We start from the raw sequence: 24,956 nt of genomic DNA, 5'->3' as shown, positions 1-24,956 counted from the left end.
GTGACGGATGCCGCCGCCCTCCAGGACGACGCCGTCGCCGTCACGGTGACCCGCAGCGACACGGTCTACGAAGGCCGCGTCTGGAACCTGCGCCGCGACGAGTTCACCTACGGCGACGGGACGATCGTGCGGGAGTACGTCGACCACACCGGCGCGGTCGCCGTGCTCGCTCTCGACGAGGAGGGCCGTGTGCTGCTGATCCGGCAGTACCGGCATCCCGTCGGGTTCCGCGACTGGGAGATCCCGGCGGGCCTCCTCGACGTGCCGGGGGAGGACCCCCTCGAGGCAGCCAAGCGCGAGCTCGCCGAGGAGGCCGATCTCACCGCTCAGCAGTGGAACGTGCTGTCCGACTTCTTCACGAGCCCCGGCGGGAGCGACGAGGCGATCCGCATCTACCTCGCCCGTGGCCTCGCCGACGCGCCCGAGGCGTTCGCCCGCACCGACGAGGAGGCCGACATCGAGGTGCGGTGGGTGCCCCTCGACGAGGTCGTGGACGCGGTCCTCGCGCGCCGGCTGCAGAACCCGTCGCTCGTCGTCGCCGCCCTCGCCGCCGCTGCCGGTCACGCACGCGACTGGACGACGCTCGGTGCGCCGGACGCTCCCTGGCCGGGGCGATCGCGCCCCGTGGGCGCGGACCGACCGCAGGACTGAGAACCCGTGAGGCTCGCGCGCGCCGTCGACGCGTTCCTCCGGCACATCACGATCGAGCGCGGTCTGTCCGCGCACACGGTGGCCGCCTACCGGCGTGACCTCGCGGGTTACCTCGACTGGCTCGCCTCGCACGACGTCGAGGACACCGATGCGGTGACCACCGAGCTCGTCACGAGGTTCGCGTCCGAGCGGGCGGCATCCGATCCGCCCCCGGCATCCACCTCTCTCGCCCGCCTGCAGTCCGCCGTCCGCAGCTTCCATCGTTTCCTCGCCCGCGAGGGGATCGCGACGGAGGATCCGACGAGCCGGCTGCGACCCCCGAAGGCGCCGATGCGCCTGCCGAAGGCGCTGCCGGTCGACGACGTGATCCGGCTGTTGGATGCCGCCGGGCCCGCGCCCGAGGACGCCGCACCGGGCGAGCTCATCGGCCTCCGCGATCGGGCGCTGCTCGAGCTGCTGTACGCGACCGGCGCACGGGTGTCGGAGATCGTCGACCTCGACGTCGACGACCTCCGGAACGGCGAGGTGCTGCGGGTGCGGGGTAAGGGGTCGAAGGAGCGGGTCGTGCCGGTCGGGTCGTACGCGCGGGCGTCGGTCGATGCGTACCTGACCCGGGCGCGACCCGAGCTCTCCCGGCGCGGCCGGGCGACGCCGCGCGCGTTCCTGGGTGCGCGCGGCGCGCCCCTGTCGCGGCAGAGCGCGTGGCTCGTGATCCAGCAGGCGGCGGAACGCGCGAACATCACCGCGCACGTCTCACCGCACACGCTGCGGCACTCGTTCGCGACCCACCTGCTGCAGGGCGGCGCCGACGTCCGAGTCGTGCAGGAGCTGCTCGGCCACGCCTCCGTCGCGACGACGCAGATCTACACCCACGTCACGGTCGACGCGCTGCGCGACGTGTACCTCACGTCGCACCCGCGCGCCCGCTGAACCCGGGTCACGCTCCGCGGGGGAGTCGCTCCCTCGTCGGGGCCGCGGCGGTGACTAGACTCGGGTGAGCACGGCGAAGGCAGGAGATCAGTGGCGAGCAAGCGGAGCACGGCGGAGGCCACCGGCGCATCGACGGCGGCGGGTTCGGCGACCGACACCCCGATGGGGCCGACGGGACGTCCGTACCACGGCTTCCCGACCCCGCCGAAGCTCGACGGCCACGGGCCCGCGCGTATCATCTCGCTGTGCAACCAGAAGGGCGGCGTCGGCAAGACGACGACCACCATCAACCTGGCGGCCGGTCTCGCGTCGTACGGTCGCCGCGTGCTGGCGGTCGACTTCGACCCGCAGGGCGCGCTGTCGGCCGGGCTCGGCGTGCAGACGCACGAGACCGCGACGATCTACGACCTGCTGCTCGACCCGAAGCGCGACCCGAACGAGGTCATCGTCTCGACGTCCGTCGACGGTCTCGACATCCTCCCCGCCAACATCGATCTGTCGGCTGCCGAGGTGCACCTCGTCAACGAGGTCGCCCGCGAGACGATCCTCGCCCGCGTCCTGCGCAAGGTCGCCGGGGACTACGACGTCATCCTCATCGACTGCCAGCCCTCGCTCGGGCTGCTCACCGTCAACGCGCTGACCGCGAGCCACGGCGTGCTCATCCCGCTCGAGTGCGAGTTCTTCGCGCTCCGCGGCGTCGCACTGCTCATCGAGACCATCGACAAGGTGCGTGACCGGCTGAACCCCGCCATCCAGCTCGACGGTGTGCTCGCCACGATGTACGACCCGCGCACGCTGCACTCGCGCGAGGTCCTCGAGCGGGTCGTCGATGCGTTCGGCGACGACGTGCTCGAGACCGTGATCGGCCGCACGGTGAAGTTCCCCGACGCCTCGGTCGCCGGTGTGCCGATCACGAAATTCGCCCCCGAGCACTCCGCCGCCCAGGCGTACCTGCGCCTCGCGCGGGAGCTGGTCGCCCGTGGCGCCGTCGCCTGAGGACGTCCCGGACGCCGACGCCGCGCCCTCCGAGGCGGACACGACCGAGACCGGCGGCGACCGGTTCCGCGTCTCCCTCGGCAACTTCGACGGTCCCTTCGACCTGCTGCTGACCCTGATCTCGAAGCACGAGCTCGACATCACCGAGGTCTCGCTCAGCAAGGTGACCGACGAGTTCATCTCCTACCTGAAGGGCCTCGACGACGACGCCGAGCTCGATCAGGCATCCGAGTTCCTCGTCGTCGCGGCGACGCTGCTCGACATGAAGGTCGCGGGGCTGCTGCCGCAGGGCGAACTGGTGGATGCCGAATCGGTCGCCCTCCTCGAGGCGCGCGACCTGCTGTTCGCGCGTCTGCTGCAGTACCGCGCGTTCAAGGAGGTGTCGGCGTGGTTCGCGCGCTGCCTCGAGCGCGAGGGCAAACGTCACACGCGTGCCGTGCGGCTCGACGAGAAGCACCGCCGGGCGGTTCCCGAACTCGTCTGGACGCTGTCGCCCGAGGACTTCGCCGCCACAGCCATGCTCGCCTTCGCGCCGAAGGAGATCCCGCACGTCGGCCTCGACCACCTGCACGCTCCGCTCGTGTCGATCCGCGAGCAGGCCGCCGTCGTGGTGACGCTGCTGCGCGACGCGGGCCAGCTCAACTTCCGCGACCTCGTCGCCGGGGTGACGCAGACCGGCGTCGTCGTCGCGCGCTTCATCGCCGTCCTCGAGCTCTACCGCCACGCCGCGCTCTCGTTCGAGCAGCTCGAGCCGCTGGGGGAGCTGACCCTGCGCTGGACCGCCGAGCGGTGGTCCGAAGAGAACCTCGCCACCCTGGGAGCCGACTATGACCGATGACACCGCCGGCGTCGACGCCGCCGAGGCCGAGGCGCCGCCCCGTTCGCAGGAGCCCGCCGACATCGCGCGGCGTCTCGAGGCGATCCTCATGATCGTCGACGAGCCGCAGAGCCTCGTCTCGCTCGCGGCGGCCGTCGGTGCGCCCGTCGCTTCGGTCCGCCGGGCGATCGAGGAGCTCGTCGCCGACTACGACGGGGAACGGTCGGGGCCGCGCCGCGGCTTCGAGCTGCGCGAGGTCGGCGGGGGCTGGCGGTTCTACGTCCGCGAGGAGCACGACGACCTGGTCGCCGAGTTCGTCAACGGTCAGGCGCCGTCGCGGCTGTCGCAGGCCGCGCTCGAGACCCTCGCCGTCATCGCCTACAAGCAGCCCGTGTCGCGCAGTCAGGTCGCCTCGATCCGCGCCGTTAACGTCGACTCCGTCGTCCGGACGCTCCTCGCGCGCGGCCTCATCACCGAGGCGTTCACCGACCCCGAGACGGGCGCCATCAACTACCGCACCACCGACGCGCTGCTCGGACACCTGGGGATCAACTCCCTCGACGAGCTGCCCCCCATCTCCCCGCTGCTGGACGACGGCTCCGCGGGATTCGAAGGAGAGACCATCCGATGAACGACCAGTCCGACGAGAACCGGGTCCGGCTGCAGAAGGTGCTCGCGGGCGCGGGCGTCGCCTCGCGGCGCGTCTGCGAGCAGTACATCGTCGAGGGTCGGGTGCGGGTGAACGGCGTCGTCGTGACCGAACTGGGCTCGCGCATCGACCCCGCGCACGACCTGGTCGACGTCGACGGGACCGCGGTCCAGCTCGACACGAGCAAGCGCTACGTCATCCTCAACAAGCCGACCGGCGTCGTCTCCTCGATGAAGGACGACCAGGGTCGCCCCGACCTCCGGCGCTTCACGAAGGACTGGCCCGAGCGCCTCTACAACGTGGGCCGATTGGATGCCGAGACGAGCGGCCTGCTCGTCCTCACCAACGACGGCGAGCTCGCCCATGTCCTCGCGCACCCTTCCTTCGGCGTCACGAAGGTCTACATCGCGAAGGTCACCGGCCGCGTGCTGCCGCAGACGATCGCGCAGCTGACGAAGGGGATCGATCTGGAGGACGGCCCGATCGCCGCCGACAAGGCCCGGCTGCTCGACGCGAGCGGCGACACGAGCCTCGTCGAGCTGACCCTGCACTCGGGCCGCAACCGCATCGTCCGCCGCATGATGGCCGCGGTCGCCCACCCGGTGCAGGAGCTCGTCCGCCGCCAGTTCGGCCCGTTGCACCTGGGCACGCTCCCAGCGGGACGGGCGCGCGAGTTGACTACAGTGGAGCGTGGTGCGCTGTTGACTCTCGCGCGCCAGGCGGACACCCCGCCCGGGGATCCCACTCAGGAGCAGTTGTGACCGACGCCATCGACGCGCGCGCCCGCGCGGTCCGCACGAGCGGTCTCGTCCGCATCGTCGGTGCGGGCCTGCTGGGTTCGAGCATCGGGCACGCGCTGCGCGCCCTCGGCGTCGACGTCGTCCTCGCGGACGCCTCGCCCGCGCAGCTGCGTCTCGCCGTCGATTACGGCGCCGGGCGACTGGCGCGCGACGACGACCGGCCGGACCTCGTCGTCGTGGCGGTGCCGCCGGACGTGACGGCGGACGTCATCGAGCGTGAGCTCGGCGCCTTCCCCGACGCGGTCGTCACCGATGTCGCAAGCGTCAAGCTCGAGCCGCTGCTGACGCTCCGCGAGCGCGGCGTCGACCTCTCGCGCTACATCGGCTCCCACCCGATGGCCGGACGCGAACGGGGCGGCGCGATCGCCGCCCGCGCCGACATCTTCTTCGGCCGGCCGTGGGTCATCTGCCGCGATGAGGAGACCTCCGCGCGCGACCTCGCCGTCGTGGAGGGCCTCGCCCTCGATCTCGGCGCCAGCCTCATCGAGATGACCCCCGAGGAGCACGACCGCTCGGTCGCCCTCGTCTCGCACGTGCCGCAGCTCGTGGCATCCCTCCTCGCCGGCCGATTCGTCGGGGCCGAGGACGCCTCGCTGCGCCTGGCCGGGCAGGGAGTGCGCGACACCACCCGCATCGCGGCATCCGCCCCCGAACTGTGGGTGCAGATCCTGGGCGCCAACGCCGACCCCGTCGTCGAGGTGCTCGACGCCCTCGCCGCCGACCTGGCAGGTGTCGCCCGTGCGCTCCGCGACCCGGATGCGCCCGGCGCCCGCCGCGCAGTCGCCGACACGATCCGTCGCGGCAACGAAGGCGTCGAGCGGCTCCCCGGCAAGCACGGTCAGAACCGCCGTTTCGAGACGGTCGTCGTCATGGTCGACGACACCCCCGGCCAGTTGGGGCGCCTGTTCGGCGACCTCGGCGAACTCGACGTCAACGTCGAGGACTTCCGTCTCGAGCACTCGCCCGGAGCCCAGTTCGGCCTCGGCGAGATCAGTGTCGTCCCGTCCGCCGTGACCGTCGCCACCGATGGACTCGCGGCGCGCGGGTGGAAGATTGCGAGCCTCAATGACTGACCCGATCACGATCGCCATCGACGGACCCGCCGGCAGCGGCAAGTCCAGCGTGTCGAAGGAAGCCGCGCGGCGGCTCGGCTACGGGTACCTCGACACGGGGGCGGCCTACCGCGCGCTCGCCTGGCATGTCCTCGAGCACGGCGCCGACACGTCGGACGCCGCGGCCGTCGTGGACGCCGCCGGCGACTTCGACTACGCGATCTCGCTCGACCCGGATGATTACTGGGTGCGCGTGGGGCAGGCCACGGTGACCGAGGCGATCCGCGAACCGCGCGTCAGCTCCGCCGTCAGCGGTGTCGCGCGGGTGCCGGTCATCCGCGAGCAGGTCAACGTCCTGTTCCGGCGGCTCGTGGCCGAGTCCGGCCGCCCTGGCGTCATCGTCGAGGGCCGCGACATCACGACGGTCGTCGCCCCGGACGCCCCGGTGCGGATCCTGCTGACCGCCGCCCCCGAGGTGCGCGCCGCCCGGCGCAGCGCCGAATTGACCACTCAGGATGCCGCGGCTGTCGCCGCCGCGCTGCACAAGCGCGACGCATCCGACTCCCAGGTCGTCGACTTCCTCACCGCCGCACCCGGCGTGACGGTCGTCGACTCGACCGACCTGGACTTCGCACAGACCGTCGACGCCGTCCTGGCCGTCGTGCGGTCGGGAACGGAAGGCTCACGATGAGCGCCGAAGACGAATACGAAGGCGGCCCCGACCAGATCGAGGAGAAGCTCGCCAACCTCGACGAGGAGCTCGCCGAGCAGCGCGCCGCAGCCCTGCGCGCCTCGCTGGCCGACTACGAGCTCGACGAGGAGGACGACGACCTGCTCGCCGGTTTCACCGCCGGCGGCGAGGTCGTCGAGATGCTGCCGGCACTGCCGGTGGTCGCGATCGTCGGGCGGCCGAACGTCGGCAAGTCGGCGCTCGTGAACCGCATCCTCGGCCGCCGCGAGGCCGTCGTCGAGGACACGCCGGGTGTCACCCGCGACCGCGTCAGCTACAAGGCCGAGTGGATGGACCGCCGGTTCACCCTCGTCGACACCGGCGGGTGGGAGCCCGATGCGAAGGGCATCGATCGTTCCGTCGCCGCGCAGGCCGAGGTCGCGATCGAGCTGTGCGACGTCGTGATGTTCGTCGTCGACGCCATGGTGGGCGCGACCGCGACCGACGAGCAGGTCGTCCGGCTGCTCCGCAAGACCGACAAGCCGGTCTTCCTCGTGGCCAACAAGATCGACGACGCCCGCCAGGAGCCCGAGGCTGCAGCGCTCTGGAACCTCGGCCTCGGTGAGCCGCACCCCGTCTCGGCCATCCACGGCCGCGGCGTCGCGGACCTCCTCGACGAGGTCATGAAGGTGCTCCCCGAGATCTCGGCGGTCGCGAAGAACGAGCTCGGCGGACCCCGCCGGGTCGCGATCCTCGGCCGGCCGAACGTCGGCAAGTCCTCGCTGCTGAACAAGGCCGCGGGGGAGGAGCGCGTCGTCGTCAACGACCTCGCCGGCACCACCCGCGACCCCGTCGACGAGGTCGTGGAACTCGGCGGCAAGCTGTGGCGCCTCGTCGACACCGCCGGCATCCGTCGTCGCGTGCACCTGCAGCAGGGCGCCGACTTCTACGCGTCGCTGCGCACGAGCGCGGCGCTCGAGAAGGCCGAGGTCGCCGTCGTCGTGCTCGACGTGACCGAGTCGATCAGCGTGCAGGACCTCAACATCATCGACCTGGTGCTCGAATCCGGCCGCGCGCTCGTCCTCGCCTTCAACAAGTGGGACCGTCTGAACGACGACGACATGGACAACGCCGACCGCCGTCGGTACCTCGAGCGCGAGATCGAGCAGGACCTCGCGCACGTCACGTGGGCGCCGCGCGTCAACCTGTCGGCGCGCACCGGCCGCCACCTCGACAAGCTGGTCCCGGCCCTCGAGACCGCGCTCGAGTCGTGGGATCAGCGCATCCCGACCGGCAAGTTCAACGCGTTCCTCGCCGAACTCATCGCCGAGCACCCGCATCCGCTGCGCGGCGGCAAGCAGCCCCGCATCCTGTTCGGGACGCAGGCCTCGACCCGTCCGCCGACATTCGTGCTGTTCACGACCGGGTTCCTCGACCCGGGCTACCGCCGGTTCATCCAGCGACGCCTGCGCGAGATCTTCGGTTTCGAGGGCACCCCGATCGTCACGAACATGCGGGTGCGCGAGCGTCGTCAGCGCTGAGCGCCGTCGCTTCAGGTCGCTTGGCCGTCGCTTCGCGAGGAGATGACGCGTTCCGAGGAGGCATCCGTCCGGATCGGTCCTCGGGAACCGTCACCTCCTCGTCCGCGTGCGTCGGCCGGTGACGGATGCCGCGCCGCGCGGCGCGCTGCGTGAGAGGCTGGTCGGGTGACCATCCGCCCGCCCGATCCCGGTGAGCCGCGTCGCCCGCTGGGGCCGCGCGACCCCGGCGACGCGTGGGTGATCGCCGACAGCGGCGAGAAGTACTGGGGCCGGTTCGGGGCGGCGGGACTGCTCGCACACGATCCGGAGCGCGGCATCCTGCTGCAGCACCGGGTGTCGTGGAGTCACTTCGGCGGGACCTGGGGGATTCCCGGGGGAGCGCGCCACGAGGGTGAGAGCGCGACGGATGCCGCGATCCGCGAGTCTCAGGAAGAGGCCGGCGTGCCCGGCGACGCCCTGCGCCCCCTGTTCACGAGTGTCCTCGATCGCGGCGTCTGGTCGTACACGACCCTCGTCGCGACGGTCGTGCACCCGTTCGAACCGGTCATCGCGGACCCCGAGAGCTACGCCCTGGAGTGGGTGGCGGTCGACCGCGTGGACGACATGCCGCTGCATCCGGGGTTCGCGGGATCCTGGCCCGAGCTGCGCGCCGCGCTGTCGACCCGGGTCGCGCTGATCGTGGACGCGGCGAACGTCGTCGGGTCGACGCCGGACGGGTGGTGGCGCGACCGTGCCGGCGCCGCGGGGCGTCTCCTCGACGGACTCGAGCGCGTCGCGGACGACGGTGTGTCCGCGGCCGAGATCGGGCTCGGCGGGGACCGGTGGTTCCCGCGCGTGGTCGCCGTCCTCGAGGGTGCGGCGCGATCCGCGCCCGACGGCCGCGGCCGTGTCGAGGTGGTCCGGGCGCCGGGCTCCGGCGACGACCGGATCGTCGAGTGCGCGGCGGAGGCCGTGTCACGCGGCGAGCGGGCGGTCGTGGTGACGAGCGATCGCGGCCTCGCGGAGCGGGTGACCGGTGTCGGCGGGACCGTGCACTCCGTCTCCTGGCTGCGCGGGCAGCTGCCGTCGTGAGACGGCTGATCGGGCTCGGCGTCGCCGTCGTCGCCGTCGTGGTGGGGCTCGTCGTGCATCTGGCGGCGCCGGACGGCGCGGCATCCGACATCGCGGGCGACGCCCTCTACGTGGTCGCGATCTGGGGCGGGCTGGTGCTGCTCGTCCCGCGGTGGCCGTCCTGGGCGACCGCCGCTGTCGTGCTCGTCTGGAGCGTCGCCGTCGAACTCTTCCAGCTGACCGGACTGCCGCTCCGGTGGGCGGCGGAGTTCCCGCCGATCGTCCTCGTGCTCGGCACCTCCTTCGACCCGAGGGACCTGGTGGTCTACGCGGTGACCGCGATCGCCGTCGGCGGAGCGGATGCCGTCGCCCGCCGCGCGCTTTCCCGTCGCCGGGCGGGGTCAGCGGCCGCGTAGCCGCTCGATGTCGCGCCGCTCGCGCTTGGTGGGGCGGCCGGCGCCGCGGTCGCGCACGGCGATCTGGGCGACGGGTTCCCGCTCGGGCGTGCGGTCCTCGGCGGCGACGGCGGCGAGCGGAGCGCCGACGCGCTTGGTGATCGTCTGGCGCACGACGAGGATGCGGTCGAAGCCGGCGATCCGCACGCGCAGCTCATCGCCGGGACGCACCTGCTGTGCTGCTTTCGCCTTCTCGCCGTTGACGCGGACGTGTCCGGCGCGACAGGCGGTCGTCGCCGCGGAGCGGGTCTTGTAGACACGGACGGCCCACAGCCAGGAGTCCACACGGACGGCATCCGCCATGTCATCCCCCTCTCGGTCGTGGGATCCATCGTAGGCGGGTCAGGATGCCGCGAGCCGCCGTTCGACGCGGTCGAACATGGCCTGGTCGAAGGCGACGATACGCGCCTCGGCGACCTGCGACGGCGTGTCCCGCAGGGTCGAGACGGCAGCGTCGACGGCGTCGTCGAGGGGCCAGCCGTAGATCCCGGCGCTGATGAGCGGGAGGGCGACGGTCGTCGCCCCGAGGTCGTCGGCGACCTCGAGCGCCCGTCGGTAGCAGGACGTCAGGAGGGAGCGGTCGCGTTCGCCGGCGGTGTGGTTCGGCCCGACGACATGGATCACCCAGCGGGCGGGCAGGTCGCCGGCGGTCGTCCACCCGGCATCCCCCGTGGCGAGGCCGTGAGGGAAACGTGCGATGCAGTCGGCGAGGATGCCGGGGCCGCCCGCACGGTGGATGGCACCGTCGACACCGCCCCCGCCGCGCATCGCCCGGTTGGCGGCGTTGACGACGGCGTCGACGTGCTGGCGCGTGATGTCGCCCCGGACGAGGGTGACGCGCGTCACGTGAGGGCCTTCGCGACGATCGGCCGAGCGGCGCCGGGGCGAGCGGTCTCGGTGAAGCCCGCGCCGAGGAAGGCGGAGAGCGTCCCGTGGAAGAGCTCGTTGCTCGAGAACCGCTTGATCTCGGTGTCGAGCGGGTAGCCCTCGACGACGCGGGCGCCATGTGCTCGAGCATGCTCGACGGCGGCGTCGAGCAGTTTCGACGCGATTCCCTTCGAGCGGTGCTCCGTGCGGACGACGAAGCAGGTGATCGCCCAGACCGATGGGTCGTCCATGGGCTCGGGGGACTGCTGCACGTTGCGCGTGCGCGCGAGTCGCGGCTGGGCCGGGCGAGGCGCGACCTTGACCCATCCGGCCGCCTCGCCGTCGACGTAGGCGACGAGGGCCGAGGGGACCGCGGCGGTGAGGTCCTCGCGGAGCCGCTCGCGCCGCTCGGCGTGCGAGGTGGCGTCGAAGTCCTTCGGCGCGAGCATCCACCACTGGCACCAGCAGTCCGCTCCGTCGCCGCCGCCCGTGAGGGCGTGCTCGGCGTCGGCGAAGCGATCGGCCCGCGCCGGTTCGATCGTGATCTGCGTCATCCGGGCAGAGTAGTCCCGTGCTCGGACACGCGGAACCCTGTGGCGGTTCGCGGCGGGGCTGCGGACCGGCTAGGATAGGGGAGTTGTCCGCGAGGGCAACGGACCGGGATGTGGCGCAGCTTGGTAGCGCACTTGACTGGGGGTCAAGGGGTCGCAGGTTCAAATCCTGTCATCCCGACCGGTACGACGAAGGCCCGGAATCTCACCTGAGGTTCCGGGCCTTTCGCTTGCGTGCGTCGCGCCGTCAGCCCGCCGGCCTCACCTGTGACATCAGGGCCAATGGGCGTCCTTCGGGGTCCGTGAAGAACACCATCCACTCCTCGAGCCCATCCTCGTGGCGGTGGATCAGATGCGGCGCGTCGGTGAAGGCGACGCCGCGAGACGACAGCGTCCGATGGGTCCCGTGGATGTCATCGACGCGGAAGTTGAGGACCGATTCGCCGGATGGGCCCGCGCCCTCGTCCGTGGCGGTCAGGAAGAGTCGGATGCCGCCCGCGTCGAAGAAGGCGAGGTCGCCGTACGTGGAGAGATGCGTGAGCCCGAGGATGTCGCGGTACCACCGCCCGGCGGTCTCGATCTCGGGGACCCGACGGGAGATCTGACCGATCGGGCCCACGGCGTGCGTGGCAGGTGTCTCCATCATGGCCACATCCTCCCGGCGGCGCAGGCGCGGGGCAAGCGGAGCGAGCTCAGGGCACTCGCTCGGCCCTAAGCTCGTCCGGTGGGCATCGGAGAGTGGGTCGCGCCGCAGCGGCTCGGACGGGACTTCCGGTGGCTGCTGGCCTCGTCGTGGACGAGCAACGTCGGTGACGGCATCGCGCTCGCCGCCGCGCCGCTTCTGATCGCGTCGATGACCGATTCCCCGATCCTCGTCGCCGCCGGCGCCGTGCTGCAGTTCCTGCCGTGGCTCCTGTTCGGACTGCACGCGGGGGCGATCGCCGACCGGCTCGACCGGCGAAGGCTCATCATGGTCGCCAATGGCGTCCGCTCCCTCGTCCTCGTGGCGCTGTGCGTCTTCCTCGTCACCGGCGTCGCGAGCATCTGGATCGTCCTGATCGTGGCGTTCGTCTACGGGTGCGCGGAGGTCTTCGTCGACACGACCAGCAGCACCCTCCTGCCGATGATGGTCCGCAAAGCCGACCTGGGCGTGGGCAATGCGCGTCTCCAGGCAGGATTCCTCGTCGCCAACCAATTCGGCGGTCCGCCGCTGGGGGCGTTCCTGTTCGCCGTCGGCACGTTCTGGCCGTTCGCCGTCCAAGCGGTCTGCGTCGCGCTCGCCGTCGTCCTCATCTCGCGGATCGCGGCGACGCCGGTGCCGAACAGCAAAGCCGATTCCCCGCGGACCCCGGTGCACACCGACATCGCCGAGGGCATCCGCTGGCTGTGGCGCAACCCGCCGGTGCGGACGCTCGTCCTCATCATCCTGACCTTCAACGTGACGTGGGCGGCGCCCTGGGGCATCCTCGTCCTCTACGCCACGGACCACCTGCAGATGGGTCCCGTCGGCTACGGCGCGCTCACGACCGCGTCGGCGATCGGCGGTCTGCTCGCCACGTTCTCGTTCGGCTGGCTGGAGCGTCGGTTCTCCTTCGCGACCCTCATGCGCGTCTGTCTCAGCGCCGAGGTGGCGATGCACCTCGCCTTCGCCCTGACGACGTCGGGCGCCGTCGCCTTCGTCATCATGATCGCCTTCGGCGCATACGCCTTCGTCTGGGGGACGATCTCCACGACGGTCCGCCAGCGACTCGTCCCGCACGAGCTGCAGGGTCGGATCGCGTCGGTCAACATGGTGGGTGTCTTCGGCGGTCTCGTCATCGGTCAGGCGATCGGCGGGGTGATCGCCCAGTTCTGGGGGCTGACGGCGCCGTGGTGGTTCGCCTTCGCGGGCGCCGCGGTCACCCTGGTGCTCGTCTGGCGCCCCATCAGCCACATCGCTGCGGCGCGCGTCGATGACGGGACGGATGCCGCGGGCTGAGACGCTCGGCGACCCGCGGCATCCGGTCGATCACAGGTCGGCGACCCGGATGAGCACCTTGCCGACGGTCGCGGCTTCGACCGCGTCGTGGGCGGCAGCGGTCTCCGCGAGCGGGAACCACGTCAGCCGCAGGCCCGCCTCCTCGCCGACGGGCAGGGCGCCGTCCTCGAGGGCGCGCGTGATGTCGGCGACGGCGGCATCGAGCGCGGGTTCGCCGACCGTGTAGAGCAGGACGCCCTGGACCCGGATGTTCTTCGCGAAGGTGGGCCGGATCGGCATGCTGAACGTGTCGCCGTTGTCGTCGGCGTAGAAGGCGATGACGGCGTGCCCGGCGGCGATCTCGGCGTCGAGGGCGGCATTGGTCGCGAGAGACACCTCGACGATCTGGTCGACGCCCTCGGGGGCGATCTCCTGCACCCGCGCCGCGACGTCCTCCCGCGTGTAGTCGATGACGTGGTGCGCGCCGGCCGCGCGCGCGAGCTGCGCCTTCGCGTCGGAGCTCACCGTCGTGAGGACGGTCGCACCCGCCCACCGGGCGAGCTGGATCGCGGCGTGGCCGACGGCGCCGGCGCCGCCCTGCACGAGAACGGTGCGTCCGGCGAGCGCGCCGGGCGCCAGGCGGGCGGGGCCGTCCTCGTGCACCGTCAGCGCGCGATGCGCCGTCACGGCCGGCACGCCGAGACTGGCCGCGGTGGCGAAGTCGATGCCCTCCGGAAGACGGATGGCGCGGGATGCCGGGACGACCGTGTACTCCTGCGCGGTGCCCGTGGGGCGCTGGTGCTGGGCGAGGTGCACCCACACGCGGTCGCCGACCGCGAGGTCCTCGACTCCCTCGCCGAGCGCGTCGACGACGCCGGCGCCGTCCTGATTCGGGACGGTCTCGGCGAAGGAGGCTCGCTGGGTGCCTCCGGAGCGGGACTTCCAGTCGGTCGGGTTCACCCCCGAGACGGCGACGCGGACCCGCACCTCACCGGGACCGGGATCCGCGACCTCGCGGTCGACGAGGGACAGGACGTCGGATGCGCCCGGGGAGCTGTAGACGATCGCCTTCATACCGGGCGCAACCCCTCGTGACCCGCGCGCATTCCGACACCGGCCGTTTGCCAGGCGCCGTGTGCGAGGCTCGACGGGCGGCACGAGTTTCGTGTCGCCTGCAGGAAGGGGGCCTCGTGCCCACCTGGCTCGAACACCTCTGTCACGCTCTCATCGGCCGGACGCGATCGCACGACGATCTCCCAGATCTCCGCGTGCTCCCGACGTCCCGCGTGGATCTCGCCCGCACCCACTACCTCGTCGACGATCCCGAACGGCGCACCCGCGACGACCGCCTCTACATCCTTCGCATCGGGCAGCGCGGTCGTCGCGGCGTCGACGTCGCCGTCCACTCGAACGGGCGCGTCGTCGGCTTCCTCCCCGACGCCTCCGCGGCGAAGCTCGCCGAGCCGCTGCTGCGCCTCGGGGGTGCCGCGATCGTGAACGGCGCCGGCCCCCGTCCGGGGACGACGCGGCTGCGGGTCGACCTCCCGACGGCGGAAGCGATGCGCTCCTTCGCTCCGGTGGGCGGACCCACGGCGTACTGATCACCGTCCGCTGAGGTCCTCTGACAGGCTTTCCCTGTGATCGAGACTCTTCTCGGCCTGGTGGTCGCGCTCCTGGTCGTCGCGTCGACGACGGTGATCGGCCGGTGGGCGGGTATCGCCGCGCCGATCCTGATGGTCGCCGTGGGCGTCGGCGGCAGCTTCCTCCCGATGTTCGACGACTTCGTCCTCGACCCGGAGTGGATCCTGCTCGGCATCCTGCCCCCGCTGCTGTACTCGGCAGCGGTCTCGATGCCGGCGATGCACTTCCGACGTGAGTTCGGCGCCATCGCCGGGCTGTCGGTCTTCCTCGTCATCGGGACCGCCCTCGCTCTGGGCCTCTTCTTCATGATCGCGATCCCCGATCTCGGTTTCGCCTGGGGAGTCGCCTTGGGCGCCATTGTGAGCCCGACCGACGCGGTCGCGACCTCGATCATCAAACGCACGCCCGTGTCCAAGCGTGTCGTCGCGATCCTCGAAGGAGAGAGCCTGCTCAACGACGCGACGGCGCTCGTGCTGCTGCGCACCGCGGTCGCCGCGGCCGCGGCATCCTTCTCCTTCTGGGGTGCCGTCGGCACGTTCGCCTACGCCGTCGTCGTCGCGGTCCTGATCGGCGCGGTGCTCGGCTGGCTCAACCTGACGGTGCGCAAGCGTGCGACCGACCCGACCGTCAACACGGTCCTCTCGTTCACCGTGCCGTTCCTCGCGGCCGTCCCGGCGGAACTCCTCGGCGCCTCGGGCCTCGTCGCCGCTGTCGTCGCCGGCATCATCACCGGAGTGGGCGGTCCGCGCGTCTTCTCCGCGCGCAACCGGCTGTCCGACGCGCAGAACTGGCGCACGGTCGAGCTGATCCTCGAGGGGTTCGTGTTCCTCTTCATGGGACTGCAGCTGACCTCGATCCTCAGCGACGTGGAGAAGGCGCACGAGGGCATCGCGCCCGCTCTCCTCATCGCGGCCGGCGCGTGGCTCCTGACGGTGATCGTGCGAGCCGCGTACGTGGCACCGTTGCTCGCACTGCTGTCGATGAGTGCGCGTCGCGTCCGCCGCCTCCAACCCCGCCTCGAGACGATCGCGCAGCGCCTCGAGACCGAGGAGGGCGAGGCGCAGCTCGTCGATGCGTTCGCCCGCCGCGGCCGGCGCGTCTCGCGGGGAACCGTGCGCCGGTTCGGTCCGCGCGTGACGCGCGGACTCGCCGACATCCGCTACTTCCAGGAGGCGCCGCTCGGATGGCGCGAGGGCACCCTGGTCGTCTGGGCGGGGATGCGGGGCGCCATCACGCTCGCTGCGGCGCAGACGCTCCCCGAGGACACCCCGCTGCGCTCCGTGCTCGTCCTCATCGCCTTCGCCGTCGCCGTCGTCTCCCTCGTCGGGCAGGGCGCCTCGGTCGCGCCGCTCGTCGACGCGCTCACCCCCGCCGGTTCGGCGGACGAGTCGCGCGAGCGCGAGAAGGAGGAGCGGCAACACATCCTCGAGCTCCTCCGCGAGCGCGCGGCCGACGTCCCCGCTCCGGATCGCTCGGCCGACCTCGACCGTGCCCGGGCGTTCCAGGTCGAGAGCGACTACCGCCTCGCCGTGATCGACCTCCAGCGCCGCGCGCTGCTCGACGCCCGCGACACCGGCACCTTCGATGCCGACGTGCTCGCGCACGAACTCGCGGTGATCGACGCCGCCCAGATCGCGATCGAGTTGCGCACCGGCCGCGAATGAGGTCCGTCAGCGACCCAGCGCGCGGGCGATGTCCTCGACGTCGCGCTCGTCGTTGAAGACGTGCAGCGCGACGCGCGCGTTGCCGGCGCGGCTCGACGCGACGATCCCCGCGGCGCGCAGCCGGCCGATGTCGGCACCGCTCTCGTCCCGCCAGGTCACGATCGGCGTCGCCCGCGCCGGAGCCGGCAGGTCGAGCCGCTCCCGCAGCGCGGCCGCGAGGCCCGTGACCTCGTCGCTCAGCGCCCGCGGGTCCGCTCCTGCGAAGAGGGCGAGTGCCGGCTCGGCCCCCGTGAACGCCTGCCACGCGGGCGAGACGTCGAACCGTCGAGCGAATGCCGCCAGGGTCGCGTCCGTGCCGTAGCACGACGCCCACGGGTCCGCGCCCGCGTACCAGCCCGCCTGGCGCGGACCGATCGTCGCGCCGAAGTCCTCGCGGAGCGCGAGGAACGCGACGCCGCGAGGCGCGCACAGCCACTTGTAGGCGTGGCAGACCAGCGCATCGAAGGCCCCGGCGGCCACCGGCATCCAGCCGACGGCCTGCGTCGCGTCGCAGAGCGTGCGCGCACCATGGCGCCGCGCCGCCGCGACGATCGCGTCGGCGTCGGCGACGGCACCCGTCGCGGACTGCACGATCGAGAAGGCCACGAGGGTCGTCGCCGCGTCGACCGCGTCGGCGAGCGCGTCGAGCGGTGCCGTCCGCACGGTGATGCCCCGACCGGCGTGGACGAAGGGGAGGACGAGCGAGGAGAACTCGCCCTCGGGGCACAGGACGACGGCGCCGTCGGGCAGGGAGGCCGCGAGGAGGCTCACCATCGCCGAGGTCTGCGCGCCGAGCGCGACGGCGGCCGGGTCCACCCCGACCAGTCGCGCGAACGATGCGCGGCACCGCTCGGCGCTCGCGGCGTACCGGATCGGGTCGGGCCACGCGTCGAGGTCGGCGCGGACCGCGTCGCGGCTGGCGAGGGGCGGGATGCCGGCGGTGCAGGCCGCGACGTACCCCCGCGCGTCGGGGAACGCGTCGCGGACGTCGGTGGGGGAGAGGGCCATGACTCCATCGTCGCGATCCGAGATCGAGTGCACCATGGCAGGCATTGCATCGACTGCATGACATGGCGTTATATGTCTGGATGCCGCAACCCGTTCCCGACCTCTCCGTCGCCGAGCTCCGCATCGTCAAGGCGGTGGGCGACACGGGATCCGTGACCGCCGCTGCGACCGCGCTCGGGTACAGCCAGCCCGCCGTGAGTCAGCAGATCCGCCGCCTCGAGACGCGGCTGGGGATGGCGGTCGTGGAGCGGGTGGGACGGCGGATGCGGCTCACCGAGGCCGGGCGCATCCTCGCCCGCCACGCCACGTCGATCACGACGGCGCTCGGCGCGGTGGCCGGTGAGCTCGCCGATCTCGGCGGCGGCCGGATCGGCACGGTGCGGCTCGTCGGGTTCCCCTCCGCTTCGCCGACGATCCTCCCGCGCCTCATGCGCCGGCTCGCCGCATCCGACCCGGGTCTCTCCCTGACGTACGTCGAGGCGGAACCGCCCGAGGCGGTCGCCGCCGTCCGCTCCGACCGGGCCGACATCGCGTTGACCTTCAGTCACCCGGGCGATGGCACCGACGCGCACGGCGACAGCATCCGGGGGCTCGACGCCCGCCGCATCGGCGCTGAGGACCTCCTCCTCGTGCTGCCCGACGGGCACGCCCGCAGCACCGAGGACGTCGTCGACCTCAGGGCGCTCGCCGACGACGATTGGATCGCGGGATGCCCGCGGTGCCGCAGCCACCTGCTGGACTCGTGCGAACGCGCGGGATTCGCGCCCCGCATCCGCTTCGAGACCGACAACGTCGCCGCCGTCGAGCAGCTGGTCGCGCAGGGTGTGGGGGTTGCGACGCTGCCGCGGCTGGCCGTGGCGTCCTTCCCCCTCGTCGCCGGGGTGATCACCCGTCCGCTCGCGTCGGGGGACCGGCGCGAGCTCCACGCCGTCTCGGCGCGCGGGGCGGCGGGCGTCCCGGCCGTCGCGATCGTGCTGTCGCACCTCGCCGCCGCGGTCGGCGACATGACGGCGCCGGGCCCGGAGGTCGCCGCGGCGAAGTAGGGTGAGCCCCATGCAGCAGCGACCTCTCGCCTCCACCGGCCGTTCCGTCTCCGCCATCGGCCTCGGCACGTGGCAGCTCGGTGCCGACTGGGGGGATGTCTCCGAATCCGATGCGCTCGACGTCCTCGCCGTCTCCGTCGAGGCCGGCGTCACCCTGTTCGACACCGCCGACGTCTACGGCGACGGTCGCAGCGAGACCCTCATCGGCCGCTTCCTGGCGGCGCACCCGGGCCACGGCGTGACCGTGGCGACCAAGATGGGGCGGCGCCTCGCGCAGGAGCCCGAGAACTACACCCCCGAGAACTTCCGCGCGTGGACCGACCGGTCACGGCGCAACCTCGGCGTCGACACGCTCGATCTCGTGCAGCTGCACTGCCCGCCGTCGGCGGTGATCGACGCCGACGAGACGTACGACGCCCTCGACGCCCTCGTCGACAGCGGTGCGATCGCCGCGTACGGCGTCTCGGTCGAGACCTGCGCGCAGGCCCTGTCCGCGATCTCGCGGCCCGGGGTGACCAACGTGCAGATCATCTTCAACCCGTTCCGACTGAAGCCGCTCGACGAGGTGCTGCCGGCCGCCGAGGCCGCCGGCGTCGCGATCTTCGCCCGGGTGCCGCTCGCCTCGGGCCTCCTCAGCGGGCGCTACACCGCGTCGACCTCGTTCGCGGCGAACGACCACCGCACCTTCAACCGGCACGGCGAGGCGTTCGACCGCGGTGAGACGTTCTCGGGCGTCGACTTCGAGACGGGACTCGTCGCGGTGGACGAGCTCAGCGCGGCGCTGCCCGACGGCGTGTCGCTGCCGGCGGCATCCCTCGCCTGGATCGCGTCCCGTCCGGGCGTCACCTCCGTCATCCCGGGGGCGCGCACGACGGCGCAGGCGCAGAGCAACGCCGACGCCGGGGCGATCGACCCCGCTGTCCTCGACACGTTCGCGGCCGCCGTCGTCGACGTGTACGACCGCCGGCTCCGCGCGGACATCCACCCGCAGTGGTGATCGGGGTGGGGATGCCGCGCGCCGCCGTGCGCGCCACATCGCTACCGTGAGGGCATGATCGTCGAGGCCTCCGGGGTGCTGTTCCGCTGGGAGTCGCGGAGGGACGACTGGTACTTCGTCCCCCTCCCGGCGGAGGTGAGTGCGGACATCCGCGAGGTACCGCGACCCGGGCGGGGATTCGGATCCGTCCCGGTGGGCGCGACGGTCGGGTCGTCGTCCTGGCGGACCTCGATCTTCCCCGACGCGGCGCGCGGGGTGTACGTCCTGCCGCTCAAGCGCTCGGTCCGCGAGCGCGAGGGGATCTCCGAGGGGGACACGGTCTCCGTCCGTCTCGACGTCCAGGACGGCTGAGCCGTGTCCGTGCCCTGGGCCGCACTCTCGGACCCGGTCGCGATCGTCGCGGTCGTCATCGCCTACGTCTGGCTGGCCGTCGCCTCGGTCGTCCTCGCGGTCATCGACGTCCGCACGCACCGGCTGCCCAACGCGTGGGTGCTCCCCGGCTACCCCGTGCTCGGCGGGCTGCTGCTCGTCGCGTGCCTCGCGGGAGCCCCGTGGTCGTCCCTCCTGCGCGCCGCCGTCGGAGGCGCCGCGCTGTTCGTCTTCTACCTCCTGCTGCGCGCGGCAGGGGGCGGGATGGGCGGGGGAGACGTGAAACTCGCCGGCGTCCTCGGTATGGCGCTCGGGTGGGCGGGGTGGTCCGCGCTCGCCGTCGGGGCCGTGGCCGGGTTCGTCTTCGGCGGCGTGTACGGCGCGCTGCTGCTCGCGACCCGTCGCGCCTCCCGGCGCACCGCCGTCGCCTTCGGACCGTGGATGCTGCTGGGCGCCTGGACCGGCATCCTCCTCGGCGCCGACGTGGCGGACCGTCTCGGCCTGTGACGTCGCGGGCGGTGCGTGCCAGATCCGCCTCGGCGACGCAAGGGGAGCGGGGTCGGTGCGTCCGCCTCGCTACCGTGAGGACATGGCCGATCGTACGAAGACCCCGCTCGTCCCGCGCCTGATCGCCCGCGCGCTGTCGTGGCGGATCGTGCGGGCTTACCTCCGCTACAGCGAGCGGCGCGGTCCCCTCCTGGCCGACAGCGTGACCTATCGCACGCTCTTCAGCGTGTTCGCCGGCGTCTTGCTCGGCTTCTCCGTCGCAGCGCTCTGGCTGTCGGGCAACCCGCAGGCCTGGCAGAGTCTCATCGACGCGGTCGACGGCGTGATCCCCGGCCTCGTGGGAGAGGGCGGCATCATCGACCCCGAGAAGCTCGGTCAACCGATCGCGTTCTCGCTCGCCGGCGTGTTCTCCCTCGTGGGTCTCGTCCTCGCGGCGATCGGCGCGATCGGGTCGCTGCGCACCTCCCTGCGGGTGATCGCCGACAAGGTCCACGACGACACCCTGTTCATCATCGTCCTCGGCCGCAACCTCGTCCTGGCCGTCGTCATCGGTGCCGGACTCGCCGCCGCGGCGGCCGCGACCGTCCTCGGGACGGCGGGCGTCGGTCTGGTCGCCGACGTCGTCGGGGTCTCCGCCGACAGTCCGGTGACGGTCGGCCTGAGTGCCGCGGTCGGCGTCCTCGTCACCTTCGTCCTCGACACGGCGGTCGTCGCGCTCCTGTTCCGCACGCTCTCGGGTGTTCGCGCTCCGGCGCGAGCGCTCTGGACCGGGGCCCTGCTCGGCGGCGTCGGCCTGACCGTGCTGCAGCAGCTGTCGAGCCTGTTCGTCGGGGGCGCCGGCTCCAACCCCCTGCTCGCCACCTTCGCCTCGCTCATCGCGCTGCTGCTGTGGATCAACCTGTCGTGCCAGGTCATCCTCATCGCCTCGGCGTACATCGTGGCGGCCACGCTCGAGAGCGAGGACCGCGTCCGTCGCGTGCACGGCGCGACGACGCTGATCGAGCGCCGCGTCCAGACCGCCGAGGATCAGGTGAAGGCGGCGGCCGACGAGTTGCAGGCCGCGCGCGAGGCGCTGGCGGCCGAGCGTTCCGCGGACTGACGGGCTCCTTCGTCACCGCCTCGTCACCGCTGTGTGAACTCTGGCGCATCCACTCGATGCGCACGGTCCGGGTGTGTACCGTCGTACCGTGAAGAACCCGCGACTTCAGCCGACCCACCCGATCGCCCTCGCGCCCGTGCAGTCGCCCGAGCCCACCGTCGACGGGTTCGTGACGCAGTACCTGCGCAATCTCAACAACGGCCGCGGCGTGGCCCTGTCGACCTCGACGGCCAACGATCGCTACTTCGCGCTCGCCGCCACCGTGCGCGACTACCTCATGGCGCGGTGGCTCGAGGACGTGCGTCGGCAGCGGTCGACCCAGGCCAAGGGCGTCGCCTACCTCTCGGCGGAATACCTGCTCGGTCGGCAGCTCGACAACAACCTCCTGGCGACGGGACTCACCGACATCGCCGCCGAGGCCCTCGTCGCCTGCGGCCTCGACCTGGAGGACGTCCGCGCGCTCGAGGTCGAGCCGGGTCTCGGCAACGGCGGCCTCGGCCGCCTCGCGGCCTGCTTCATCGACTCGCTCGCGACGCTCGGCGTGCCGAGCATCGGTTACGGCATCCGGTACGAGTACGGCATCTTCCGTCAGACGTTCGTCGACGGACAGCAGGTCGAGCAGGCCGACTCGTGGCTCGCGCTCGGCTCGCCGTGGGAGTTCCCCCACCCCGAAGCCGCGCAGACCATCTCCTTCGGCGGCCACACAGAGCAGTACGACGACGAGGGCGTCACGCGCACGCGTTGGGTGCCGTCGTGGAACGTCCTCGCCGTGCCGTACAACTACATGGTCCCGGGCTACCACAACGGCCGCGTCAACACGCTGCGCCTGTGGAGCGCGCAGGCCACCCAGGGCTTCGACCTGCGCGTCTTCAACGCGGGCGACTACCAGGAGGCCGTGCGCGCGCAGACCTACGCCGAGAACATCTCGAAGGTGCTCTACCCCGAGGACTCCACCCCGCAGGGCAAGGAGCTGCGCCTGCAGCAGCAGTACTTCTTCGTCGCGGCATCCATCAGCGATTTCGTGAACCTCATCCTGCCGAGCGACTTCGACCTCGCGAAGCTGCCGGACCGGGTCATCTTCCAGCTCAACGACACCCACCCCGTCATCGGTGTCCCCGAGTTGATGCGCGTCCTCGTCGACGAGAAGAAGCTCGAATGGGATGCCGCCTGGCAGATCACCCGGCAGTGCTTCGCCTACACGTGCCACACCCTGCTGCCCGAGGCGCTCGAGGTGTGGCCCGCAGACCTGCTCGGCAGGCTCCTGCCGCGCCACCTCGAGATCATCTACCGGATCAACGACGAGTTCCTCGACGAGGTCCGCGAGCGCTTCGGCGACGACGAGGAGCGGATCCGGCGGATGTCGATCATCTCGCCCGACGGCGCGGTGCGGATGGCCTACCTCGCCACGGTCGCCGGCTCCAAGGTCAACGGTGTCGCCGAGCTGCACTCGCAGCTGCTGCGCGAGAAGGTGCTGCCGGACTTCGACGAGTTCTTCCCCGGCAAGTTCACGAACGTCACGAACGGGGTCACGCCGCGCCGGTTCATCCGTCTCGCCAACCCCGGCCTGTCGCGCCTCATCACCGACACGATCGGACCGGGCTGGCTCACCGACCTCGACCGGCTGCGCGAGCTCGAGGACCACGCCGACGACACCGCCTTCCACGCCGCGTTCCGCGCGGTGAAGGCGTCCAACAAGCGCGTGCTCGCCCGCACCCTCGCCGACCGCGACGGGTTCACCGTGGCAGACGACCACCTGCTCGACGTCATGGTGAAGCGTCTGCACGAGTACAAGCGCCAGACGCTCAAGCTCCTCCACATCATCACGGAGTACGACGCCATCGCCTCGGGCCGCGTCACACCCGACCAGGTGACACCCCGCACCTTCGTGTTCGGCGCCAAGGCCGCGCCCGGCTACGCGATGGCCAAGCGCATCATCCACCTCATCAACGCCGTCGGCAGCGTCGTCAACTCCGACCCGCGGGTCGAGGGGCGCCTCGCGGTCCTCTTCCCGCCGAACTACAACGTCACCCTCGCCGAGCGGGTCGTCCCGGCGGCGGACCTCTCCGAGCAGATCTCGCTCGCCGGCAAGGAGGCCTCCGGCACGGGCAACATGAAGTTCGCCCTCAACGGTGCGCTGACCATCGGTACCGACGACGGCGCGAACGTCGAGATCCGCGAGCTCGTGGGCGACGAGAACTTCTTCCTGTTCGGGATGTCCGAGCCCGAGGTCGCCGACCTGCAGACGCGCGGGTACCACCCGATCGACTTCGTGCGCGCCGACGAGAACCTCTCCCGGGCGCTGGACCTCGTCTCGTCGGGTGCGTTCTCGGGCGGAGACGGATCGGTGTTCGAGCCGGTGGTGTCGAACCTGATCCACCACGACCCGTTCATGGCGCTGGCGGACTACACGGACTACATCGCGGCGCAGAAGCGCGTCGATGCGCTCTACGCCGATCAGGATGCCTGGACCCGGGCCGCGATCCTCAACGTGGCGCGCTGCGGGTTCTTCTCCTCCGACCGGTCGATGCGCGACTACATCGATCGCATCTGGCACACGCCGCCCCTCGTCTGACGGCCGCGGATAGCACCGCGGCGACCGGCTGACAAGTCGCGGTGGAGCCGTCGGGGCGCCGGGTTAGAGTCGGTGTCGGAGGTACATCATGGCAATCGCACGACTTCACGGCGGCCCGCTCGACGGCCAGGTCATCCCGCTCGAGGAGGACACGGATCGGCTGATCCTGCCCTATAGCGAGACGCAGATCACCTACGAGCGCGCGGGTGCCGACGAGAACACCGGGGAGGGCGACGGACCCACGTCCGCCGATTTCCACTTCGTCGCCGCGCAGGACGACATCGATCCGTCCGCCGACGAGCGCGACGACCGTTCGACCCTTGACGACTGAGCCCGAGCACTCGCTCGAGATCGAGCGCACGTACGACGTCGACGCCGGGACGCCGCTGCCCGATTGGGCTCGGCTTCCCGGCGTCGCCGCTGTCGGCGCACCCGAACCGCGGGAGCTCGACGCGCACTACCTCGACACCGCCGACGGCGCGCTGGGACGGGCGCGCGTCGCGCTCCGCCGCCGCAGCGGCGGACCCGACGAGGGATGGCACATCAAGCGCGTGACGCCGGAAGGCAAGGCGGAGTCGCGCTGGCCGCTGGATGCCGGGGGCTCCGACGCCATCGTGGTGCCCGCGGCGATCGAGGACGCCCTCGCCCCCGTCGCGTCGCCCCCGTTCGCGCCGCTCGCGCGCATCCGCAACGCCCGCACCGCGTATGCGCTCCTCGATGCGGAGGGGAACCTCCTCGCGGAGTTCGTCGACGACAGGGTCACCGCCACCGACGTCCGCCGGGGTGTCGAGACGTCCTGGCGCGAGTGGGAGCTCGAGCTCGGTCCGGCCGCACCGACGGATGCCGCGGCCCGCGACGCGCTCTTCGCCGCAGCGGACGAGCTCGTCCGCGCCGTCGGGGGAGAGGTGTCGGGGTCGGGCTCCAAGCTCGAGCGCGCCCTCGGTCTCTGACCCCCAGGCCGCAACGCACTGACGCCGCCCCCGGCTTCGTTCGGGGCGGCGTCAGTCGTGATCGTCAGGTTACTGAAGACC

At 71.9% G+C, this 24,956-nt stretch carries 28 protein-coding genes and 1 tRNA gene; 23 read left to right on the top strand and 6 right to left on the bottom strand.

Features of this window, described 5'->3' with window-relative positions; all coding sequences use genetic code 11:
• The 11 genes from AYL44_RS06580 to AYL44_RS06530 all read left to right on the top strand — a co-directional run bounded on the left by AYL44_RS06580 (position 1) and on the right by AYL44_RS06530 (position 9,572).
• The gene (locus AYL44_RS06580) at positions 1-651 is read left to right on the top strand and encodes an NUDIX domain-containing protein (protein WP_064002386.1); all 651 of its coding nucleotides are present in this window, start codon (positions 1-3) and stop codon (positions 649-651) included.
• Positions 652-657: 6 nt separating this feature from the next.
• Positions 658-1,581: a site-specific tyrosine recombinase XerD gene (gene xerD, locus AYL44_RS06575; RefSeq protein WP_064002385.1), complete on the top strand. Its 924-nt coding sequence runs from the start codon at positions 658-660 to the stop codon at positions 1,579-1,581.
• Positions 1,582-1,743: 162 nt separating this feature from the next.
• A complete protein-coding gene (locus AYL44_RS06570; RefSeq protein WP_064002506.1) occupies positions 1,744-2,577 on the top strand; it encodes a ParA family protein in 834 nt (277 codons plus the stop codon).
• On the top strand, positions 2,561-3,415 hold the full coding sequence (locus tag AYL44_RS06565) for a segregation and condensation protein A (RefSeq protein ID WP_064002384.1): 855 nt from the start codon (positions 2,561-2,563) through the stop codon (positions 3,413-3,415). The genes AYL44_RS06570 and AYL44_RS06565 overlap by 17 nt, the downstream gene beginning before the upstream one ends.
• Positions 3,405-4,025 (top strand): SMC-Scp complex subunit ScpB, encoded by a 621-nt coding sequence (scpB, locus tag AYL44_RS06560; RefSeq protein WP_064002383.1) that lies wholly within the window; start codon positions 3,405-3,407, stop codon positions 4,023-4,025. Before AYL44_RS06565 ends, scpB begins: the two co-directional genes overlap by 11 nt.
• Positions 4,022-4,804 (top strand): pseudouridine synthase, encoded by a 783-nt coding sequence (locus AYL44_RS06555; RefSeq protein ID WP_064002382.1) that lies wholly within the window; start codon positions 4,022-4,024, stop codon positions 4,802-4,804. The genes scpB and AYL44_RS06555 overlap by 4 nt, the downstream gene beginning before the upstream one ends.
• Positions 4,801-5,916, top strand: coding sequence for a prephenate dehydrogenase (locus AYL44_RS06550; RefSeq protein WP_064002381.1), 1,116 nt, complete (start codon positions 4,801-4,803; stop codon positions 5,914-5,916). Before AYL44_RS06555 ends, AYL44_RS06550 begins: the two co-directional genes overlap by 4 nt.
• A complete protein-coding gene (gene cmk / locus AYL44_RS06545) occupies positions 5,909-6,586 on the top strand; it encodes a (d)CMP kinase (protein WP_064002380.1) in 678 nt (225 codons plus the stop codon). The genes AYL44_RS06550 and cmk overlap by 8 nt, the downstream gene beginning before the upstream one ends.
• Complete coding sequence (gene der / locus AYL44_RS06540) at positions 6,583-8,106, top strand: ribosome biogenesis GTPase Der (protein ID WP_064002379.1); 1,524 nt, start codon at positions 6,583-6,585, stop codon at positions 8,104-8,106. The genes cmk and der overlap by 4 nt, the downstream gene beginning before the upstream one ends.
• 165 nt (positions 8,107-8,271) lie before the next feature.
• Complete coding sequence (locus tag AYL44_RS06535) at positions 8,272-9,177, top strand: NUDIX domain-containing protein (RefSeq protein ID WP_064002378.1); 906 nt, start codon at positions 8,272-8,274, stop codon at positions 9,175-9,177.
• Positions 9,174-9,572, top strand: coding sequence for a DUF2809 domain-containing protein (locus AYL44_RS06530; protein WP_231872738.1), 399 nt, complete (start codon positions 9,174-9,176; stop codon positions 9,570-9,572). The genes AYL44_RS06535 and AYL44_RS06530 overlap by 4 nt, the downstream gene beginning before the upstream one ends.
• Here AYL44_RS06530 and AYL44_RS06525 read toward each other — a convergent pair.
• From AYL44_RS06525 to AYL44_RS06515, 3 genes are read right to left on the bottom strand one after another with little or no spacing between them, the layout of a single operon-like run.
• Positions 9,558-9,914 carry an RNA-binding S4 domain-containing protein gene (locus AYL44_RS06525; protein WP_064002377.1) on the bottom strand — a complete coding sequence of 119 codons (357 nt, stop codon included), beginning with the start codon at positions 9,912-9,914 and terminating at the stop codon, positions 9,558-9,560. The genes AYL44_RS06530 and AYL44_RS06525 overlap by 15 nt on opposite strands.
• 39 nt (positions 9,915-9,953) lie before the next feature.
• Positions 9,954-10,457: an O-acetyl-ADP-ribose deacetylase gene (locus AYL44_RS06520; protein ID WP_064002376.1), complete on the bottom strand. Its 504-nt coding sequence runs from the start codon at positions 10,455-10,457 to the stop codon at positions 9,954-9,956.
• On the bottom strand, positions 10,454-11,032 hold the full coding sequence (locus AYL44_RS06515; RefSeq protein WP_064002375.1) for a GNAT family N-acetyltransferase: 579 nt from the start codon (positions 11,030-11,032) through the stop codon (positions 10,454-10,456). The genes AYL44_RS06520 and AYL44_RS06515 overlap by 4 nt, the downstream gene beginning before the upstream one ends.
• 104 nt (positions 11,033-11,136) lie before the next feature.
• Here AYL44_RS06515 and AYL44_RS06510 point away from each other — a divergent pair.
• Positions 11,137-11,210, top strand: a tRNA-Pro gene (locus AYL44_RS06510).
• Between the two features lie 66 nt (positions 11,211-11,276).
• Here the strand turns inward: AYL44_RS06510 and AYL44_RS06505 are convergent.
• On the bottom strand, positions 11,277-11,675 hold the full coding sequence (locus AYL44_RS06505) for a VOC family protein (RefSeq protein WP_082886109.1): 399 nt from the start codon (positions 11,673-11,675) through the stop codon (positions 11,277-11,279).
• Between the two features lie 78 nt (positions 11,676-11,753).
• Here AYL44_RS06505 and AYL44_RS06500 point away from each other — a divergent pair, with 78 nt between their 5' ends.
• Positions 11,754-13,007, top strand: coding sequence for an MFS transporter (locus AYL44_RS06500; protein WP_064002374.1), 1,254 nt, complete (start codon positions 11,754-11,756; stop codon positions 13,005-13,007).
• Positions 13,008-13,037: 30 nt separating this feature from the next.
• On the opposite strand, the gene AYL44_RS06495 is transcribed toward AYL44_RS06500, so the two are convergent.
• Positions 13,038-14,060, bottom strand: coding sequence for an NADPH:quinone reductase (locus AYL44_RS06495; protein ID WP_064002373.1), 1,023 nt, complete (start codon positions 14,058-14,060; stop codon positions 13,038-13,040).
• Between the two features lie 194 nt (positions 14,061-14,254).
• On the opposite strand from AYL44_RS06495, the gene AYL44_RS06490 reads away from it, so the two are divergent.
• Together AYL44_RS06490 and AYL44_RS06485 are read left to right on the top strand one after the other, a co-directional pair.
• Positions 14,255-14,587 carry a hypothetical protein gene (locus AYL44_RS06490; RefSeq protein WP_231872737.1) on the top strand — a complete coding sequence of 111 codons (333 nt, stop codon included), beginning with the start codon at positions 14,255-14,257 and terminating at the stop codon, positions 14,585-14,587.
• Between the two features lie 36 nt (positions 14,588-14,623).
• Positions 14,624-16,291: a cation:proton antiporter gene (locus tag AYL44_RS06485; RefSeq protein WP_064002371.1), complete on the top strand. Its 1,668-nt coding sequence runs from the start codon at positions 14,624-14,626 to the stop codon at positions 16,289-16,291.
• Between the two features lie 6 nt (positions 16,292-16,297).
• Here AYL44_RS06485 and AYL44_RS06480 read toward each other — a convergent pair whose 3' ends face one another.
• On the bottom strand, positions 16,298-17,338 hold the full coding sequence (locus AYL44_RS06480; protein ID WP_064002503.1) for an aminotransferase class V-fold PLP-dependent enzyme: 1,041 nt from the start codon (positions 17,336-17,338) through the stop codon (positions 16,298-16,300).
• Between the two features lie 62 nt (positions 17,339-17,400).
• On the opposite strand from AYL44_RS06480, the gene AYL44_RS06475 reads away from it, so the two are divergent.
• The 8 genes from AYL44_RS06475 to AYL44_RS06440 all read left to right on the top strand — a co-directional run bounded on the left by AYL44_RS06475 (position 17,401) and on the right by AYL44_RS06440 (position 24,875).
• Positions 17,401-18,381 carry a LysR family transcriptional regulator gene (locus AYL44_RS06475; RefSeq protein WP_231872736.1) on the top strand — a complete coding sequence of 327 codons (981 nt, stop codon included), beginning with the start codon at positions 17,401-17,403 and terminating at the stop codon, positions 18,379-18,381.
• A 10-nt stretch (positions 18,382-18,391) separates the two neighbouring features.
• Positions 18,392-19,378 carry an aldo/keto reductase gene (locus tag AYL44_RS06470; protein WP_064002502.1) on the top strand — a complete coding sequence of 329 codons (987 nt, stop codon included), beginning with the start codon at positions 18,392-18,394 and terminating at the stop codon, positions 19,376-19,378.
• Positions 19,379-19,432: 54 nt separating this feature from the next.
• Positions 19,433-19,729, top strand: a complete 297-nt coding sequence (locus tag AYL44_RS06465) for a DUF1905 domain-containing protein (RefSeq protein WP_064002369.1) — start codon at positions 19,433-19,435, stop codon at positions 19,727-19,729.
• A 9-nt stretch (positions 19,730-19,738) separates the two neighbouring features.
• Positions 19,739-20,254, top strand: a complete 516-nt coding sequence (locus tag AYL44_RS06460) for a prepilin peptidase (RefSeq protein ID WP_064002501.1) — start codon at positions 19,739-19,741, stop codon at positions 20,252-20,254.
• A gap of 82 nt (positions 20,255-20,336) precedes the next feature.
• A complete protein-coding gene (locus tag AYL44_RS06455; RefSeq protein ID WP_064002368.1) occupies positions 20,337-21,353 on the top strand; it encodes a YihY/virulence factor BrkB family protein in 1,017 nt (338 codons plus the stop codon).
• 88 nt (positions 21,354-21,441) lie between these two features.
• The gene (locus tag AYL44_RS06450; RefSeq protein ID WP_197471588.1) at positions 21,442-23,925 is read left to right on the top strand and encodes a glycogen/starch/alpha-glucan phosphorylase; all 2,484 of its coding nucleotides are present in this window, start codon (positions 21,442-21,444) and stop codon (positions 23,923-23,925) included.
• Between the two features lie 88 nt (positions 23,926-24,013).
• The gene (locus AYL44_RS06445) at positions 24,014-24,256 is read left to right on the top strand and encodes a hypothetical protein (protein ID WP_064002366.1); all 243 of its coding nucleotides are present in this window, start codon (positions 24,014-24,016) and stop codon (positions 24,254-24,256) included.
• Positions 24,246-24,875, top strand: coding sequence for a CYTH domain-containing protein (locus tag AYL44_RS06440; protein WP_064002365.1), 630 nt, complete (start codon positions 24,246-24,248; stop codon positions 24,873-24,875). The genes AYL44_RS06445 and AYL44_RS06440 overlap by 11 nt, the downstream gene beginning before the upstream one ends.
• Positions 24,876-24,956 lie beyond the last annotated feature (81 nt).

It is taken from the genome of Microbacterium oleivorans (genome assembly GCF_001644225.1).
Classification (GTDB): Bacteria; Actinomycetota; Actinomycetes; order Actinomycetales; family Microbacteriaceae; genus Microbacterium; species Microbacterium gawkjiense.
Note: the sequence above shows the minus strand (reverse complement) of the source record. Positions and strands in the feature narration are given on the sequence as shown.

Bases quoted from the DNA above. Each gene is read 5' to 3' on its own strand.
- AYL44_RS06570 (WP_064002506.1), top strand. From the start codon at position 1,744: ATGGGGCCGACGGGACGTCCGTACCACGGCTTCCCGACCCCGCCGAAG.
- scpB (WP_064002383.1), top strand. From the start codon at position 3,405: ATGACCGATGACACCGCCGGCGTCGACGCCGCCGAGGCCGAGGCGCCG.
- AYL44_RS06555 (WP_064002382.1), top strand. From the start codon at position 4,022: ATGAACGACCAGTCCGACGAGAACCGGGTCCGGCTGCAGAAGGTGCTC.
- cmk (WP_064002380.1), top strand. From the start codon at position 5,909: ATGACTGACCCGATCACGATCGCCATCGACGGACCCGCCGGCAGCGGC.
- der (WP_064002379.1), top strand. From the start codon at position 6,583: ATGAGCGCCGAAGACGAATACGAAGGCGGCCCCGACCAGATCGAGGAG.
- AYL44_RS06525 (WP_064002377.1), bottom strand. From the start codon at position 9,914: ATGGCGGATGCCGTCCGTGTGGACTCCTGGCTGTGGGCCGTCCGTGTC.
- AYL44_RS06515 (WP_064002375.1), bottom strand. From the start codon at position 11,032: ATGACGCAGATCACGATCGAACCGGCGCGGGCCGATCGCTTCGCCGAC.
- AYL44_RS06505 (WP_082886109.1), bottom strand. From the start codon at position 11,675: ATGATGGAGACACCTGCCACGCACGCCGTGGGCCCGATCGGTCAGATC.
- AYL44_RS06495 (WP_064002373.1), bottom strand. From the start codon at position 14,060: ATGAAGGCGATCGTCTACAGCTCCCCGGGCGCATCCGACGTCCTGTCC.
- AYL44_RS06480 (WP_064002503.1), bottom strand. From the start codon at position 17,338: ATGGCCCTCTCCCCCACCGACGTCCGCGACGCGTTCCCCGACGCGCGG.
- AYL44_RS06475 (WP_231872736.1), top strand. From the start codon at position 17,401: ATGGCGTTATATGTCTGGATGCCGCAACCCGTTCCCGACCTCTCCGTC.
- AYL44_RS06470 (WP_064002502.1), top strand. From the start codon at position 18,392: ATGCAGCAGCGACCTCTCGCCTCCACCGGCCGTTCCGTCTCCGCCATC.
- AYL44_RS06465 (WP_064002369.1), top strand. From the start codon at position 19,433: ATGATCGTCGAGGCCTCCGGGGTGCTGTTCCGCTGGGAGTCGCGGAGG.
- AYL44_RS06455 (WP_064002368.1), top strand. From the start codon at position 20,337: ATGGCCGATCGTACGAAGACCCCGCTCGTCCCGCGCCTGATCGCCCGC.
- AYL44_RS06445 (WP_064002366.1), top strand. From the start codon at position 24,014: ATGGCAATCGCACGACTTCACGGCGGCCCGCTCGACGGCCAGGTCATC.